The 15,846-nt window shown below is 47.7% G+C and carries 15 protein-coding genes and 1 other annotated feature; of the genes, 1 reads left to right on the forward strand and 14 read right to left on the reverse strand.

Features of this window, described 5'->3' with window-relative positions; genetic code table 11:
* Positions 1-9: 9 nt before the first annotated feature.
* The 3 genes from MHI38_RS07970 to MHI38_RS07980 all read right to left on the reverse strand — a co-directional run bounded on the left by MHI38_RS07970 (position 10) and on the right by MHI38_RS07980 (position 4,381).
* Complete coding sequence (locus tag MHI38_RS07970) at positions 10-3,027, reverse strand: ComEC/Rec2 family competence protein (protein ID WP_186809611.1); 3,018 nt, start codon at positions 3,025-3,027, stop codon at positions 10-12.
* A 188-nt stretch (positions 3,028-3,215) separates the two neighbouring features.
* Positions 3,216-3,737 carry a deoxycytidylate deaminase gene (locus MHI38_RS07975; protein WP_090914912.1) on the reverse strand — a complete coding sequence of 174 codons (522 nt, stop codon included), beginning with the start codon at positions 3,735-3,737 and terminating at the stop codon, positions 3,216-3,218.
* A 47-nt stretch (positions 3,738-3,784) separates the two neighbouring features.
* Positions 3,785-4,381, reverse strand: a complete 597-nt coding sequence (locus tag MHI38_RS07980) for a ComEA family DNA-binding protein (protein WP_341181136.1) — start codon at positions 4,379-4,381, stop codon at positions 3,785-3,787.
* Positions 4,382-4,566: 185 nt separating this feature from the next.
* On the opposite strand from MHI38_RS07980, the gene comER reads away from it, so the two are divergent.
* Positions 4,567-5,412 carry a late competence protein ComER gene (comER, locus tag MHI38_RS07985; protein WP_123062606.1) on the forward strand — a complete coding sequence of 282 codons (846 nt, stop codon included), beginning with the start codon at positions 4,567-4,569 and terminating at the stop codon, positions 5,410-5,412.
* Here comER and leuS read toward each other — a convergent pair.
* The 11 genes from leuS to MHI38_RS08040 form a co-directional block, all read right to left on the reverse strand.
* On the reverse strand, positions 5,393-7,837 hold the full coding sequence (gene leuS, locus MHI38_RS07990; protein ID WP_090914920.1) for a leucine--tRNA ligase: 2,445 nt from the start codon (positions 7,835-7,837) through the stop codon (positions 5,393-5,395). The genes comER and leuS overlap by 20 nt on opposite strands.
* Positions 7,838-7,910: 73 nt before the next feature.
* Positions 7,911-8,163, reverse strand: a binding site (T-box leader).
* 113 nt (positions 8,164-8,276) lie between these two features.
* Positions 8,277-9,233: a phosphotransferase family protein gene (locus tag MHI38_RS07995; protein WP_154887987.1), complete on the reverse strand. Its 957-nt coding sequence runs from the start codon at positions 9,231-9,233 to the stop codon at positions 8,277-8,279.
* Positions 9,234-9,459: 226 nt separating this feature from the next.
* Positions 9,460-10,230 (reverse strand): class I SAM-dependent DNA methyltransferase, encoded by a 771-nt coding sequence (locus tag MHI38_RS08000; protein WP_253492454.1) that lies wholly within the window; start codon positions 10,228-10,230, stop codon positions 9,460-9,462.
* A gap of 211 nt (positions 10,231-10,441) precedes the next feature.
* A complete protein-coding gene (locus MHI38_RS08005) occupies positions 10,442-11,347 on the reverse strand; it encodes a CvfB family protein (protein ID WP_090914926.1) in 906 nt (301 codons plus the stop codon).
* Positions 11,344-11,691, reverse strand: coding sequence for a ribosome silencing factor (rsfS, locus tag MHI38_RS08010; protein ID WP_090914928.1), 348 nt, complete (start codon positions 11,689-11,691; stop codon positions 11,344-11,346). The genes MHI38_RS08005 and rsfS overlap by 4 nt, the downstream gene beginning before the upstream one ends.
* Before the next feature lie 17 nt (positions 11,692-11,708).
* Positions 11,709-12,275 (reverse strand): bis(5'-nucleosyl)-tetraphosphatase (symmetrical) YqeK, encoded by a 567-nt coding sequence (yqeK, locus tag MHI38_RS08015; protein ID WP_154887983.1) that lies wholly within the window; start codon positions 12,273-12,275, stop codon positions 11,709-11,711.
* Positions 12,259-12,849 carry a nicotinate-nucleotide adenylyltransferase gene (locus MHI38_RS08020; RefSeq protein WP_090914933.1) on the reverse strand — a complete coding sequence of 197 codons (591 nt, stop codon included), beginning with the start codon at positions 12,847-12,849 and terminating at the stop codon, positions 12,259-12,261. Before MHI38_RS08020 ends, yqeK begins: the two co-directional genes overlap by 17 nt.
* 14 nt (positions 12,850-12,863) lie before the next feature.
* On the reverse strand, positions 12,864-13,157 hold the full coding sequence (gene yhbY, locus MHI38_RS08025) for a ribosome assembly RNA-binding protein YhbY (RefSeq protein ID WP_090914936.1): 294 nt from the start codon (positions 13,155-13,157) through the stop codon (positions 12,864-12,866).
* Between the two features lie 76 nt (positions 13,158-13,233).
* Positions 13,234-14,103, reverse strand: coding sequence for a shikimate dehydrogenase (gene aroE / locus MHI38_RS08030; RefSeq protein ID WP_154887981.1), 870 nt, complete (start codon positions 14,101-14,103; stop codon positions 13,234-13,236).
* Positions 14,104-14,154: 51 nt separating this feature from the next.
* Complete coding sequence (gene yqeH / locus MHI38_RS08035; protein ID WP_154887979.1) at positions 14,155-15,282, reverse strand: ribosome biogenesis GTPase YqeH; 1,128 nt, start codon at positions 15,280-15,282, stop codon at positions 14,155-14,157.
* Entirely contained in the window at positions 15,279-15,806 is a 528-nt protein-coding gene (locus tag MHI38_RS08040; RefSeq protein ID WP_090914942.1) for a YqeG family HAD IIIA-type phosphatase, read from the reverse strand. The genes yqeH and MHI38_RS08040 overlap by 4 nt, the downstream gene beginning before the upstream one ends.
* Positions 15,807-15,846 lie beyond the last annotated feature (40 nt).

The following is a 15,846-nucleotide window of genomic DNA, read 5'->3' on the forward strand; positions in this document are numbered from 1 at the left end:
ATTCCACTCTTATCTCGGAGCCAGCTTATACCGCACACTTATCTCTCCATCTTTCACGCTCATCTGTACCTCACCCATCTGGTCCGTCCGATAAATCCGGGAACCTACTGCTTCCAAACGTTTCATTACGTCTGGGTTGGGATGACCATAGGTATTGTTAACCCCTGCAGAGATCAGTGCAGATTTGGCATTCCAGTACTGAAGCCATGCTTCTGAGGATGATGTTTTGCTACCATGGTGGGCGACCTTGAGTACATCTATAGATCGATGTGATTGTAATCGCGGTACGGTAACCACCGTTGAAGAACGATGATCTCTGCCATTGTCCGCTAGACTCCCCATCCATTCAGGCACAACTATATTCGTCTCGCTGTCCGCAACAGTTCTCCCCGATTTTTGAACGTCCTGCTGAAAAGAGGTCGCCAGCGAACCATCCTGAATGTCATACAGCACATCCTGTTCCGTTGCCGCTTCCATATCTCCGGTGAATAGCATAGACGTACCCGCCATCTCCAGCAAAAAAACAACCGACCCACCGTTCTGATTCTCAAGAACAGGCAGATCTCCTGTTGGATTAGGTCCACTCCGCTCTGGTGAGATAAAATATAAAGCCGTTTCTGAATCGGGCTTATAGGTCATGCCCTGATGTGTAGCGAATAGTGGGATTTGGCGTTGCACCGCTGTGTCCAGCAACTGATCGAATTTCTCCTTTCCACTCGTCGTTCCGTTAAAGATGAAGCGTTTCACTGGAATTTGCTCCAGTACAGCCTGAAGGCCACCGGCATGATCCTGATCCGCATGAGTCACAATGACAGCATCAAGCTGGTGAATGCCTCTCTTTTTTAATAAAGGAACAACAACTTTAGCTCCCACCTCATACGGATCACGCCTTGTTTTCCACGAGTGTTCGCTCCCCCCAAAGTTAACCGTGCCTCCGCCATCTACAAGGATATGTTTGCCTTCTGGTGTTGTTATCAATGTACTGTCTCCCTGACCAATGTCCAGAAATTGAACTACACCTGTTCCCGCAGGACGTGGCGTCTGATATGCCCACCATAATCCTGCTACAAAACTGACGGCAAGCACACCACATAACCATCGCTTCGCTTGGCTCATGCGTACTTCGCTATAGAAGGCTGCACCTCTAGATGTAAATGCACTTGCATACTCAGGCCAGGCGATACTTGCGCCAAGAGTAGAGAGTGAACCATGATCTGATGTTGCTCTTGGAGTAGGCAAGGGATCGGGCGCTGAAAGTTGCAAGCGATTGTTCGCTTTCGCTGTGTAAAGTGATTGAGTGTCAGCAGACCGTGAAGAATTGAAGCCTAATGCTAGTGTAGAGCCCCTTTGTGTAGCACCTCGTGAAGACATATCAAGTGGCGCTGTATCCTCTTCTGCAACATGAATATTTTGGGGTATCTCACCGCCGCTCCGCTGATAGAGCAAATAAAGCAACACATATAAAATCACATAATAGGTTGCAATCCATAATAAGGAAGGTGTAGGCCAGATCATCACAAAACCTGGCAAACTGTTCATCCATTCCACACTGAGAAAGGTAAGTTGATTCAACTGAATCGCAATCCATGCCAGAAGTTTCGCAAGCGGAAGCCACACAAATGATAGAATCATCGCAACGGTACCTAAGGGAAGCACTACAGCACTAATCAAAGACACCAGCAAAAAATTGGCTGCAAAAGACAGCAACGAGAACTGATTGAAGTACAAAATCGTCACTGGGAAAGAAATCAGCTGCGCTGTTACCGTAACCGAAGCTGTCGCTGCCAGCGATTTGGGCCATTTGCTGAACAACCTGTTAATAAGCGGCATATAAATCATCAGTCCCGCCGTCACCAGAAAAGAGAGTTGAAAACTCACATTTAATAAAAAATAAGGATTCCACCAGAGCATGAGCAAAGCCGCTGCACTGATGATCTGAATACCATCTCTGGCCAATCCGCGTTTCGCCATATACAGACCGATCATCGACATCATACCTGCCCGAATGACCGATGGAGAACCGCCCGAGAGCAGTACATATGCTGGCACGAGAACCAGCACAATCGTTAGAGCTGTCTCTCTTGTTAATCTCAGCCATGATAAAAGCATGAGCAATGAAGCCACATACACTGCAACATGTGTACCCGAGATGGCGAGGATATGAGTTAATCCGAGCTGTGAGAATTGACCGTACGTACCTGGATCAATATCCTTCGCCATTCCGATGATCAGACCTTTCATGTAACCGGCATGCGGTTCAGGAAACAACCGGTCCACCGCCGAACCGAGCAGTAGTCTTGCCGAATCTGTCCACCGTAGAATGTTTATTTTCCCCAGCCCTTCAGGAGACGAAGCATGAACCGAACTGGCCCCCTTCACTTTGACCATCCAATGGATATACTGCGTCCTTAGATAGCTACGATAGTCAAATCCCCCAAAATTCCTGGCTTCACCAGGAAGAACTATCGAGCCTGACAGTTTCAGCTTATCCCCTCGCTTCCAAGATGCTGCTGTATGCTGTTCCTGCTCTTCCATTAATCGGACTTGTACAATGACTCTTTCATTCATTTTGTCCGAAGTCGCTTGTGACTTTAGTGATTGCAAGGAAGGATCTGGCGAAGAATCTTGATTCTTGACTTCCTTATCTGTCTCTTCATACAGCCTAAGAGAAGAAACCTGCATCTCAAAACCTGCCCGATCCCCGTCAACCTGCACATCCGATACAAGTTCCCCTTCAACTTGAACATCTAACCCATCAATTACGTCAGTAGATCGATGTAAATATGCTGGCAATGTACTATAATTACGAAAATCATTCCACTCCCACTGTATTAAACCACCTGCAAAAGCAATAACTAAAAGAAGAATCGACCACCCACGAATATTCATGAAACGAAGTAAGAGTGGAAGACATGCCATCGCCCCGACTACTCCCCAAAATAAAGTCCATCCCTCCGTCAATAAACACGCCATGCCACTACCGCACAACCAAAAAATTGTAAAGCGAAGCAATGGTCTGCCTTTCATTCCGTCCCTCTCCCTTCTGCTCATCTCCAAGGCAATAAATACACAAAAACCCCCGAAGCCCATTCAGGCTAGCCGGAGGTTCTTCCCCATACGTATGAAACTAATTAATATTGAAAATAAAAGATATCCCAGGTGTCATCTGTTCTGACATGATCTGAATCATTTAACCTGTTCTATATAAGTTCTTGCTAATTGCTTACGGTCATCATCGTCTCCCGTGGAGGCTGGTAATTCTCCAGTCTACGGAACGAAATGCCTTTCTGATGCATCATATTTTTTACTTTACTCGTATCTTTGGGATATGAGCGATGAAATACAATCTCCGTAACACCACTGTTCGCCAGCATGTTGGCACATGTCCAGCAAGGCTCATCGGTTACATATACAGAGGAACCTTCGCGGTCAATCCGATCCGTGAATAAAAGCAAATTCTGCTCCGCATGGATGGTACGAATACAGCGTTGCTTTTTAACCATTTCTTCCTGTCCGTCCGTGACTACAAGTTCATATTCTTCCGATATCATGCAGCCTGCCTCAGAGCAATCCGCCACTCCCATCGGTGCTCCGTTATAGGCAGTACCCAGCAACTTTTTCCCTTGAACCAGCACAGCTCCTACGTGCCGGCGCGGACAACGGGAACGTGTCGATACCATATAAGCAATGTCCATAAAATACGTATCCCAGTCCTTGCGAAGCTCTGTTGCACTCATGCAGTTTTCTCCTCTCGCCTTGAACCTATTACTATTATGCTGAACTTTTAACGAATCTGTACATAGGGAGCCATCTTCTCCAGCATCTTCATGCCTATGCCCTTCACCTTGGTAAGATCGCTAACTTTGGCAAAAGGACCATGCGCATTGCGATAATCCACAATGGCCTGAGCTTTCTTCTGTCCAATCCCCGGAAGCTCCGTGAGTTTGTTGACAGGTGCCGTATTCACATCGATCTTACCGTGATCTGCCGTCTCACTGGTTGTTTCGTCAGCTGGTTTAGATGTTGCCTCTGCTTCAGATACAGATGAACGGCTTTCATTCACCTGAGCCTGTGGTTGAGCTGGTGCATTGCCTGACACAGCAGGAGCAACATTAGGCTCCCGAACCTTCGACTCCTGTGCTGGAGCTGCGTCGTCCAATTGCCTACCGCTCACCACACCTTTAGGCGCAGCATCAGCTACATTCTCGGGAACCAAAGCAGCCGACTGTATCGCAGAAGAATTCTGCTCACTTGTCGGCTGATTGGAGCCGAGCTGCATCGGTTCCCAGCTGCTAGGTGGCTGTTCACTTTTGCCCGACCATAATATTAGTACACATCCAACCACTGCTGCAGCAATGGACAACGCTTTGTTCCGTCTCATCTTCCGCACACTCCCTCATATTCAAAATAGAGATCATTTCGAACACGGGCGGTGCTTCCGAACCGTTTCATGATTTCGCTTATCTAAGTTACATAATTTCATGTCATGTGAACCAGACCCTGATGCATACAATAGAGGGAAGAAACTGCGCCATTACCGTAAAGCATGAAAGGAGGCCTAAACCAATGAAGGTTGGATTTATCGGAACCGGCAGCATGGGCAGTCTGTTGATCTATGCCCTGATCCAATCCGGTGCACTCGAACCCCGTCAGATTGCAGCAAGCAATCGAACCCCATCCAAAGTACGTCAGCTTTCCCTCCGTTATCCAGGGCTGCATGAATCACAGAGCAATCGGGAAACAGTCATTCGCAGCAACATCATCTTCCTGTGCGTGAAACCGCTGGAATTCAGACATGTCATTGATGATATCCTGCCTGTTGTGAATTCCAATCACATAATTGTCTCGATCACCAGCCCCGTGCAGCTGCGCCATCTGGAATCTTCGCTTCCTTGCAAAGTCTCCAAGGTTATCCCCAGTGTTACACATCAGGTCGGCAGCGGAGCAAGCCTATTCATCCATGGTGAACGTATGACGGCAGAAGATCGCTCACTGCTCGAAGGCCTAATGAGTCATATCGGCAAACCTTATCAAGTGGATGAAGCCTGCACTCGAATCACATCTGACTTCTCCAGCTGTGGCCCTGCATTCATATCCTTCTTTTTGGAGCAATGGATTGAAAGTGCTGTGCGCTTGACAGGTATCAAACGTGCCGACGCCTGCGCCCTTGCCGGTGAGATGCTTCTAGGTACAGGCAAACTGCTCACTGAGGGAGGTTATACTCCACAAGAACTTCAAGCCCGTGTCGCCGTACCTGGTGGAATAACCGCTCAGGCACTTGCGCTGCTGAGAAACAACCTCGATGGTGTTTTTGATAGTCTGATCCATACAACACATGAAAAATACGATGAAGATTTAGTCAAACTGGATGAGGTATTCCGTGCCAGCGAGATTAACCGGCAACAATATTAACCAGTTTGCCTGGAACGGCAATGACTTTGCGAATAGTCTTGCCTTCCAGCGCCTGTTTCACAGGTGCAAGCTCCATCGTGTAGTCCTGCATTCCCTGTGCATCCAGATCCTTCGCGATCGTCGCACGAGTTACAATTTTGCCGTTCACTTGAACTACGATTTCCACTTCTGCATCCACAGTCATGGACTCATCGTATGCAGGCCAAGCCACGTAAGAGATTCCACCCTCGTGTCCAAGACGATTCCACAGTTCCTCTGCCATATGCGGCGCCAGAGGTGACAGCAATTGAACGAAATTCTCCATCGCTTCGCGAGGCAGCGTCTCTGCTTTGTACGCGTCATTGATGAAGATCATCAATTGGCTGATCGCCGTGTTGAAGCGCAGATGTTCCAGATCTTCCGTCACTTTTTTAATCGTTTTGTGTGCCGTGCGTTTGAACTCGTCGGTTCCACCGTCAGCTGTAATTTTCTCATTAATCGCACCAGTATCTTCGTTAATGAACAGTCGCCATACGCGTGACAGGAAACGATACATTCCCTCTACCCCGTTTGCGTTCCAAGGTTTAGTCGCTTCCAGAGGACCCATAAACATCTCATAGAGACGCAGTGTATCTGCACCGAATTCGTTAACAATCTCATCCGGGTTGATGACATTACCGCGAGATTTACTCATTTTCTCATTGTTGGTTCCCAGAATCATACCTTGGTTAACCAGCTTATGGAACGGCTCTTTCGTGTGTACAACACCCAGATCATACAGCACTTTGTGCCAGAAACGAGCATACAACAAGTGTAGTACAGCATGTTCTGCCCCACCGATGTACAGGTCAACTGGCAACCATTGCTGTTGTTTCTCTTGTGAGATCAGTTCCTTGTCATTGTGCGGATCGATAAACCGCAGGTAATACCAGCAGCTTCCCGCCCATTGTGGCATCGTGTTAGTTTCACGGCGAGCTTTCATACCCGTTTCCGGATCAACCGTATTTACCCAATCGGTCACGTTTGCCAGCGGGGATTCCCCTGTACCTGAAGGTTTGATCTGGTCAATGTCAGGCAGCAACAGTGGCAATTGATCTTCTGGCACAGTCTTCATCGTCCCGTCCTCCAGATGCAGAATCGGAATCGGCTCTCCCCAATAACGTTGACGGCTGAACAGCCAGTCGCGCAGACGGTACGTTGTTTTTCCTTGTCCTTTGCCGTTCTCTTCGAGCCAAGCGATCATTTTCGCCGCAGCTTCTTCATTGTTCAAACCGTTCAGGAAATCGGAGTTCACATGTGCGCCGTCACCTGTATACGCCTCTTTTGTAACATCTCCGCCGGCAATGACTTCAATGATATTCAGGTCAAACTGCTTCGCGAATTCCCAGTCACGTGCATCGTGGCCCGGAACAGCCATAACAGCTCCTGTACCATAGCCAGCAAGTACATAGTCAGCAATCCAGATCGGCAGCTTCGCTCCGTTAACCGGATTAATCGCGTATGCACCAGTGAACACACCTGTTTTGTCTTTTGCCAAGTCCGTACGTTCCAGATCACTCTTACGCGCAGCCTGCTCCTGATAAGCTTTTACTGCCTCACGCTGTTCTTCGGATGTAATCGCGTCAACCAATTCGTGCTCTGGAGCCAGAACGGCAAAGCTTGCACCGAACAATGTATCTGCACGGGTTGTGAATACTTTGATCACTTCTTCACGGCCTTCGATGGCAAAAACCACTTCAGCCCCGGTCGATTTGCCGATCCAGTTACGTTGCATATCCTTGATGCTTTCCGACCAGTCCAGCTCTTCCAGATCTTCCAGCAAACGCTCTGCGTATTCCGTAATTTTCAGTACCCATTGACGCATCGGTTTACGTACAACCGGGTGTCCGCCACGTTCACTCTTACCGTCAATAACCTCTTCGTTCGCCAGAACCGTGCCCAATGCTTCACACCAGTTCACCGGCACTTCATCGACATAGGCCAACCCTTTATTGTACAGCTGAATAAAGATCCACTGTGTCCATTTGTAATACTCAGGGTCTGTTGTACTGATCTCACGATCCCAGTCATATGAGAATCCGAGAGATTTGATCTGACGACGGAAATTGTCAATGTTGCGGAATGTGATATGACGCGGGTGCTCCCCCGTATCCAGTGCGTGCTGCTCTGCTGGCAGACCAAAAGCGTCCCAGCCCATTGGGTGCAGCACATTGTATCCACGCATCCGTTTGTAACGGGATACGATATCCGTTGCAGTATATCCTTCCGGGTGACCTACGTGAAGTCCTGAACCGGACGGATATGGGAACATATCCAGTGCATAAAACTTCGGTTTGGACGGGTCCTCACCTGTTTTAAACGTTTTGTTGTCATCCCAATATTGCTGCCAACTTTTCTCCATCACTTGCGGCTGATAGCCGTGCTTCGGCTGATGATTCTCACTCATCTATAATTCCTCCTTCAGGTTATACGCGCTTTATAACAACAAAAAAACCTCAGCATCCCGTAGCGTTTGCAGCGCTAGGGACGAGAGGTTGAATTCCCGTGGTACCACCCTAGTTAGCGGACGAACGTGCTTCGTCATCCACTCCCTTTAGACCTGTAACGGCGGTTAACCGATGCGGATTTCCAGTCCTGCACCCAAGGCATAGAACTTTGTAATCACCGCATTTCTCCAAGGCGAGTTCGCAAAATACTGTCAATCGGCTTGCACCAACCGCCGACTCTCTGTCATGTACAGCACCCACTACTGATCCTTATCATCGAAATATGTATACAATATAGGAAGCATTATATAAAAATGCAAGCTCAAAGTCAATATGACATGTCACAATCTCTTTCTCACAAGTCAGACTTTATTGCCCTTCACATGTCAACTGGCATTCTCACATTTTTCTAAACCGTTCAATGCCTTCCTGCATATTACGGATCGTAGATTCAATATGCTCCTTGTTATCATACTTACGGTAATCACATTCAATTCGGAGCGCAAGATCAAAATACAAATCATATAAACTTCTGCGCTTCCGCTCGTTCTCTGTCTCAACCTCACGTCCATATCCTTTGAGAAAACCCGGAGTATAGTTAAAATGACTGAAATAATGCTCCATGAGCGGATCGCCCCATAATGAGCGTTCAAAATCAATAATGGCCGTAATTTGCTTATCCTGGACCAGCACATTGCCATCCCACAGATCCCAGCTAATCAGGGAAGGTTCTGTCACTTCATCCAGTGCATCTGATTTCTCATCAATCAACCGTCTCAGCTCATTGTAATCGATGCCGATATCAACTCCTGCCTCTTTACCATCTGCAAGCATATCATGCATGAGCATCAAGAAAGCTTCTCTCCACGTCGCGCGTTGTCTGTCCTTTCCGGAAAAATAACCAAACCGCTCTCCCTTAATCTCGTTAATTCGCTGGTTGTACCAGCCTAACTGCTGTTCAACCACTTCCTGATCTTCGGCAGTAAAATCTTCTTTCACCTGGTTGTATGGAACCCCGGGCATAAACTCCATAATGAAATACTGCGCGGGAGCCATGAGTAGTGAAGCATCATATGCGAGTACCAGAGGCACAGGAACATCCTTAAGCTCAGCAACAAGCTGGAGTGCTTCCACTTCAGCCGTCATTAAATCCTGTTCACAACGCATCAGATTGGTCGTAGCCGCAGGTGCGATTTTTAGAACAACTTTTCGTCCATCGTCAAGCAAAATTTTATAAGCATGGTTTGCCCAGCCATCGATCATTTCCTCGTAATCTTGAATCGTTACAGCAAGGTGATGCTTAATGATCTGATCCAGCTGTTCTTTGGACAATCTCGTTTTATATGTACTTTCCATCTCTACAACTCTCCCTGTGATTGGAATATAGTTTGCATGTTAAGAAAACGCTTTCCTTTTTTCATTCATTATGTCTCTCTTTGCTTCAAGCGGCAATACTTTTTATCATATATGTTCAAAAAAACTGCCTCGAGCAACATACTTACACGTTGCACAAGGACAGTTTCATATTCATATGCATATAAATTAGTTTAGCGTCGCTCATTATAATTTTCTCTTTAAACAATCATTTTACAGCCACGTAGAACAGACGCTGTGCGTGATCTCCAGCTTCTTTCCACTCAAAGTCTGCATACACCCTCACATCCCGGAAACCCGCTTTGCTTAATTCAAGCTTCATCCAGTCCGGATCATAAGCGCGTTGCGTATGAACTTCTTCGAATCGCTGATACGTATCTCTGTTGCCCTCATCCAATCTAGAAAAAATGCTCAGATGATGCTCAATCTCACACCGCTCCTGATCAAAATCGCACGTCCAGATATATGAGACCGAGCGTTCGTCTAACACAAAAGGCTGTTCCTCATCATACCGAATCAATGTATTTGGATGGTGTACATCAAACAGAAATGTACCTCCTGGCTTCAACATTTCATACGTCCGCTCGAATGTTCGAATGACATCTTCAGATTCCAGCAAATAATTCACGCAATCGCAGAACGAAATGACCGAGTCTACAGGTTCAGGCACTCTCCACTCCCGCATATCCTGCTGTACCCAGCGTACACTGCCTTCCCTGTACAGACGGTGTCCCTGAGGTGTCGCTTCCATTTTGCTACGCGCAACAGATAACATATCTGCGGAGAGATCAATACCCGTCACTTCAAAGCCAGAGTTCACCAGCGGGATCGTAATGGATCCCGTTCCGCAGCCAAGCTCAGCCACACTTTTGGGCATGCCATGTTGTTCCCAAGCTGTTCTTGCAAACCTTATCCAGTCCGGATAAGGCATATCTTCCATTAATTCATCGTAAACGTAGGCAAATTTCCGGTAAGACATGTCGGCACCGCACTTTCAATTTCATTTTCCTCATCGGATCGGATCAAAATTCAAACTAAAAAGCAGGGCTTCCGGTGTTTACCCAGTCTGGCCCTGCCTTACTTAAACCGATGCATAAAGCATCGGCTCCATGATACATGCAATATTTCAACCAAAATGAATGCTCTAACTCAAAACATCCATGCCGTACTCGGCTATACCTTATCTGTGTCTACTTCTCTTCCTGCTGTGATTTTGGCGCAGAATCAGACAAGTACGTCCAGTTTTCCTTTTGTACCACCAATCCATCTTTCATCAGCTTACCGAGAGCACGTTTGAACGCGGATTTACTAATACCAAAACGTTGCTTGATAATATCTGGCGGTGTCGCATCGGAATAAGGCATGCCGCCCATAGGGCGCTCTTTCATAAAAGCAAGCAGCTTGTCTGCGTCTTCGTTACGCCCAACTTCTTTGCGTTGTGTCATCGCCAAATTTACACGACCGTCTTCACGCACCAGCGTAACCCGACATTTCACCTTTTCACCCAAACGAAGCATATGACTGCGCTCCGAAGAATGGATCATGCCAATCGCTCCAAAACCAAGCACACCACCATCAACAAGTACAAATGTACCCATCTGAAGCGGCTTGTACACCAGAGCTTCCACCCACTCATTCAACCATGTGGTTGGCGCGTGGAAGGCAAGCGGAGCAAGTTCACGTTCTCCGGCCAATTTGGCACGCAGACGTCCTTGCTTATCATGCTCCATGATCACGAACACCTCATCCCCAACTTGGGGACGCAGTTCTTCAAGTTCAGGCAACTCACGGATTGGAAGCAACAACTGGCGACCAAGACCCATTTCCAGGAAGCAGCCAAGGCGCGGATGCACATCAGCTACGACCAGTTTAGCCATCTCACCCAGCGTGAGGTAAGGTTTTTTCATCGTAACAGCAAGGCGGTCTTCTGTATCAAAGAATACAAAAACCTCCAGCGTTTCACCAATCTTGATATCCCGAGTCAGCTCGGTGTAGTGAAGCAATACATCTTCCGATCCTGTCGTCAAAAAATAGCCAAATGGAGACACTTCACGTGAAACCGGTAGCGAGACGACTGTTCCTGCAATCAAACTCATACCGTTTCCACCACTTTGGCATCAGACCAGAGACGCTCGATATTGTAATATTCACGCTCATCGCGGTGGAATACGTGAACCACGACATCGCCAAGATCCATCAGCACCCAGCGTGCAGAGTCCATGCCTTCAATGCCTTTAATTGTCGCACCAGCTGCGTGAGCCTGTTTACGAATCTCTGTAGCAATCGCCTGTACCTGGGTATCGGAGTTACCGTGGCAGATCACAAAATAATCGGCAACCAGTGAAATATTATTCAGGTCAAGTGCTACAATGTTTGATGCCTTTTTATCGTCAGCGGCGGTAACCACCATGTTCATAAGTTCTTTCGATGATACTGTCATGAACCAACCTCCATAATCTATAATTGTGCAATCAAGTCATTACGTGAGAGCACCGTAAGCGGGTAGATAACACGGCGCTGGGAAAGCAATAGGCTGATCGTCGAATCAAAACCGGCAATCAAACCTTCCTCCAGACTGCGCTGTGCCTGCTCACGAATGTACTCTACACCCGGGAAATCACGTCCCGGCTCAATATAATCGGCAAGGCATACCACTTTGTCCAGCAGGCTCATCCCTACCCTACCAGAAGTATGCCACCGAATGGCGTTAATAATCTCTGAATCGGACACACCATAATCCCGTTCAGCTACAAAGGCACCCACTTCCGAATGCCAAAGCTGCTTATCATGATGTAAAAGTTCAATATTTAATCCGTTATCACGAATAACGGCTTCCATCTCGGCTACTGGCCAATATTTGGCCACGTCATGTAAAATCGCTGCTATATCCGCTTTTACCGGATCAGCACCATACTTTTCAGCCAAGACAACGGCTGATTCCATGACACCCTGCGTATGTTTCCAGCGCTTGGCCGGCATCTGTGCAGAGACAGCCTCGATTAACCCCTCACGGCTTAGTGCCATATAAACCGCTCCTTACAATGTATTGATGAACTGCATCGGGGATCATAAACCGCACCGAGTGCCCCTTCGCCAGTCGTCTGCGTATCGCCGTAGATGAAATATCAACAAGAGGCATCTCGGCCAGCAGAACCCGTCCCTGCAATGCATCCGGTAAATCGTCCAGATGTAGCTGGAAGCCTGGACGTCCAACACCGATGAAGGTCATTTTGGACGCCAATTCTTCAATCTCTTCCCATTTGGGAAGGTAATTCACCATATCCGCCCCAATGATAAAATAAAACTCATGCTCAGGGAAACGGCGCCACAATTCACGCATGGTGTCAATCGTATAAGATACGCCGCCAAGCTCCATTTCGATACCTAGTACCTCATACTGAGTAGCTTGCTTCACAGCCAACTCAGTCATTTCCAGGCGCTGTTGCCCCGTCGCACCTGCACTGGGTTTGTGAGGCGGGACATGAGACGGCATAAACCAGATTTCATCCAGAGCATGCGAATCCCTTGCCGCTTCTGCTGCCAGCAGATGCCCCATGTGGATCGGATCAAACGTACCGCCCATGATGCCGATCTTCACCCGCGCCACGCTCCTTATCTTGGAAGTTCGATTTGTTTATTGTCACGTGATTCTTTGTAGAGGATAATGGTGCTCCCAATCACTTGTACGAGCTCACTGCCTGTTTCACGAGCTACCTCTGCAGCAATTTCATTTTTATCGTCAAGGTTATTGTTGAGCACTTGAACTTTCATCAGTTCGCGCTTCTCAATGGCCTCTTCGATGTGACGGAACAAATGCTCATTCGTGCCCCCTTTACCAATTTGAAACACAGGGGTCAGATGATGTGCTTGTGACCGCAAAAAGCGCTTTTGTTTACCAGTTAACATGAATACTTCATACTCCTTATGTTGAGCAGGCCCTGCATGTAGCCCTAGACTGATTCAGAGCCTGGCCGTTCAATTATTATTTTTCAAAACTATCCAGTACTGCTCGTCTCATCGTGTCAACAGGGGCGGGAATGCCAAGCCAGTGTTCAAATGCAACGGCCCCTTGATAAACAAACATTCCGAGTCCGCCATGCACGGTGCATCCGCGCAAACGGGACTCACGGAGCAGACGGGTTTCGAGCGGGTTGTATATCAGATCGCTAACAGCTGCCCCTTCGCGAATCCATGCAGGATCAACTGGAACATCATCCACATGTGGATGCATGCCCGCTGCTGTTGTATTAATAACGATATCTGCCGTGGCAAGAACAGCTTGAGCATCCTGCATCCCGTTGCCGGAGATGTCTCCCAGACCATGGCTTCGCAGATCCGTAGCAAGAGTAAGTGCTCTGTCAGCTGTGCGGTTCAGGATGCTGATCTGTTCGGGCTTTTCCAGAGCAAGCGCATAGATAACACCTCTTGCCGCGCCGCCTGCGCCAAGAACAGCGATCCTTTTCCCTTCAAGCTGAGGAACAGCCTCTTCTTTCAACGAGCGCACATATCCGATTCCGTCGGTATTGTACCCTGTCAGCTTGCCATTTTCGTTCACGATCGTATTGACTGCTCCAATTAAGCGAGCACTGTCATCGATCACATCAAGGTATTGCATCACCTGCTCCTTATGCGGAATCGTGACATTAACACCACGATAACCCAAGGCAACAATGCCACGAATAGCAGCTTCGAGCTGATCAGGCTGCACATGCAGCGGCATGTACATTCCGTGCACACCTGCTGCTTGCAAAGCAGCATTATGCATGGCCGGAGATTTGGAATGAGCAATCGGGTCACCCATTACACCCAGCAGTACGGGAAGTGAAGAATTGAACTTATTTTCTGCTGACATCGATACGCCTCCGATCTGATCCGTTGTTGGAATTAGGTCCCGCCATCCAAACTAGATCAGGGAAGGACGAATCTGCACCCGAATGCCTTTTGGAACATGGACAGCCACTAAAGCACCCTTATCTCCGTTAACCTTGATCCAGCCCAGACCAGAGATGAATATGTCCGACTGACTGCCACGTTTAATCCGGAATTCATGTCTCGTCCATTCCGGCATCTCAGCGGCATTCTCACGGGTTGGCGGAGAAAGCAATTCTCCGAGGTGATCACGGTACAGATCATCTGCCCGTTCCAATTTTGTCCGATGAATATCTAGCGCAGTGCTGATAAAACAAGTGAACGATTGGCGATCCCCTTCAATAAAATCAAACCTGGCCATCCCACCGAAGAACAGTGTCTGACCGGAATTCAATTGATATACCGCAGGTTTAAGCGGTTTCTCAGGCATAATTGCAGCCAGATCCTTACGGGATACAATTTCACTGAAGCGCCAAGGATACACAATTCCCGGCGTATCAATAATATATTTTCCATCGTCTAGCGGAATGTTCACCATATCCAGTGTCGTTCCCGGATAACGCGAGGTCGTCAGTTCCTGTTCCAGATCGCTGTAGTCTCGGATCAAACGGTTAATCAGTGTCGATTTACCGACATTGGTTCCACCGACAACGTACACATCCCGATCTCCACGGTACGTGCCAACAAGCTCAAGCAGACGGTCAAAGCCTTGGTTTTGCTTCGCACTGCAGAGCACAACATCTACTGTCCGCAGGCCTTGTTCTTTGGCTTGCTTTTGCACCCAGTTCCGAACTTTGTTCCAGTTGGTAACTTTAGGCAACAAGTCCGTTTTGTTCACGGCAAGCAGTACCGGATTGTTTCCAACAAAGCGTTGCAAGCCAGAGATAATACTGCCGTCAAAATCAAACAAATCAACGATATGAATGACGAGTGCATCCTTATCCCCGATTTTGCTGAGCAGAGCCAGGAACTCGTCCTGATCCACCGTTACAGATGATGACTCATTATAATTTTTGATACGGAAACAGCGCTGGCAGATGACCGGTTCACGGTCAAGTGCTTTTTCTGGAAGATATCCGGGCAAATCCGGATTTTCCGTTTGTAAATTCACGCCGCATCCACTGCATCTTACGGCAATATTGCCGTTATGCGGTTCTGTCATTTCTTCTTTTCCTCCTCAAGCCATAAGCCTTTCTTACGCAAATTCGACAGGGCAATCCGTTCTACTCTCCGATTAAAGCGAGTCATAAAGCCCTCATCTCCGATGGAAATGGGCAGCACCAGAACCGTATAGAGTCCAAGTCTGTTCCCTCCATAAACGTCGGTAAGCATCTGATCCCCTACAACAATCGTTTTTTCGGGAGCAAGCTCCATCATCTTCATTGCTTTACGAAACGGTACATTCGATGGTTTGCGTGCACTATGCACAAACTGGATATCCAGCGGAGTCGCAAACAGGGACACCCGATTCAGATTGTTATTGGACACAATCATCAGCTTGAATCCCACCTCTTTTACACGCGCGAACCATTCGATCAATTCTGGTGTAGCATCAGGTGCTTTGGCTCCAACAAGCGTATTATCCAGGTCAGTTATGATTCCACGATACCCTTGAGCGTACAGTTCATCCAAATCAATATCAAAAACTGTGTCTACACGCAGCTTGGGCATTAACATTTTAAACAAAGAAGTCACCTCAGTTTCATACGACACACTATATCACAAA

It is taken from the genome of Paenibacillus sp. FSL K6-1558 (genome assembly GCF_038002565.1).
GTDB lineage: Bacteria > Bacillota > Bacilli > Paenibacillales > Paenibacillaceae > Paenibacillus > Paenibacillus polysaccharolyticus.

Excerpts from the sequence above, each read along its gene's own strand:
- comER (WP_123062606.1), top strand. The coding sequence starts at position 4,567 with ATGAAGGTTGGATTTATCGGAACCGGCAGCATGGGCAGTCTGTTGATC.
- yhbY (WP_090914936.1), bottom strand. The coding sequence starts at position 13,157 with ATGTTAACTGGTAAACAAAAGCGCTTTTTGCGGTCACAAGCACATCAT.
- MHI38_RS07970 (WP_186809611.1), bottom strand. The coding sequence starts at position 3,027 with ATGAAAGGCAGACCATTGCTTCGCTTTACAATTTTTTGGTTGTGCGGT.
- aroE (WP_154887981.1), bottom strand. The coding sequence starts at position 14,103 with ATGTCAGCAGAAAATAAGTTCAATTCTTCACTTCCCGTACTGCTGGGT.
- MHI38_RS08005 (WP_090914926.1), bottom strand. The coding sequence starts at position 11,347 with ATGAGTTTGATTGCAGGAACAGTCGTCTCGCTACCGGTTTCACGTGAA.
- MHI38_RS07980 (WP_341181136.1), bottom strand. The coding sequence starts at position 4,381 with ATGAGACGGAACAAAGCGTTGTCCATTGCTGCAGCAGTGGTTGGATGT.
- MHI38_RS07995 (WP_154887987.1), bottom strand. The coding sequence starts at position 9,233 with ATGGAAAGTACATATAAAACGAGATTGTCCAAAGAACAGCTGGATCAG.
- rsfS (WP_090914928.1), bottom strand. The coding sequence starts at position 11,691 with ATGACAGTATCATCGAAAGAACTTATGAACATGGTGGTTACCGCCGCT.
- leuS (WP_090914920.1), bottom strand. The coding sequence starts at position 7,837 with ATGAGTGAGAATCATCAGCCGAAGCACGGCTATCAGCCGCAAGTGATG.
- MHI38_RS08000 (WP_253492454.1), bottom strand. The coding sequence starts at position 10,230 with ATGTCTTACCGGAAATTTGCCTACGTTTACGATGAATTAATGGAAGAT.
- MHI38_RS07975 (WP_090914912.1), bottom strand. The coding sequence starts at position 3,737 with ATGAGTGCAACAGAGCTTCGCAAGGACTGGGATACGTATTTTATGGAC.
- yqeK (WP_154887983.1), bottom strand. The coding sequence starts at position 12,275 with ATGGCACTAAGCCGTGAGGGGTTAATCGAGGCTGTCTCTGCACAGATG.
- yqeH (WP_154887979.1), bottom strand. The coding sequence starts at position 15,282 with ATGACAGAACCGCATAACGGCAATATTGCCGTAAGATGCAGTGGATGC.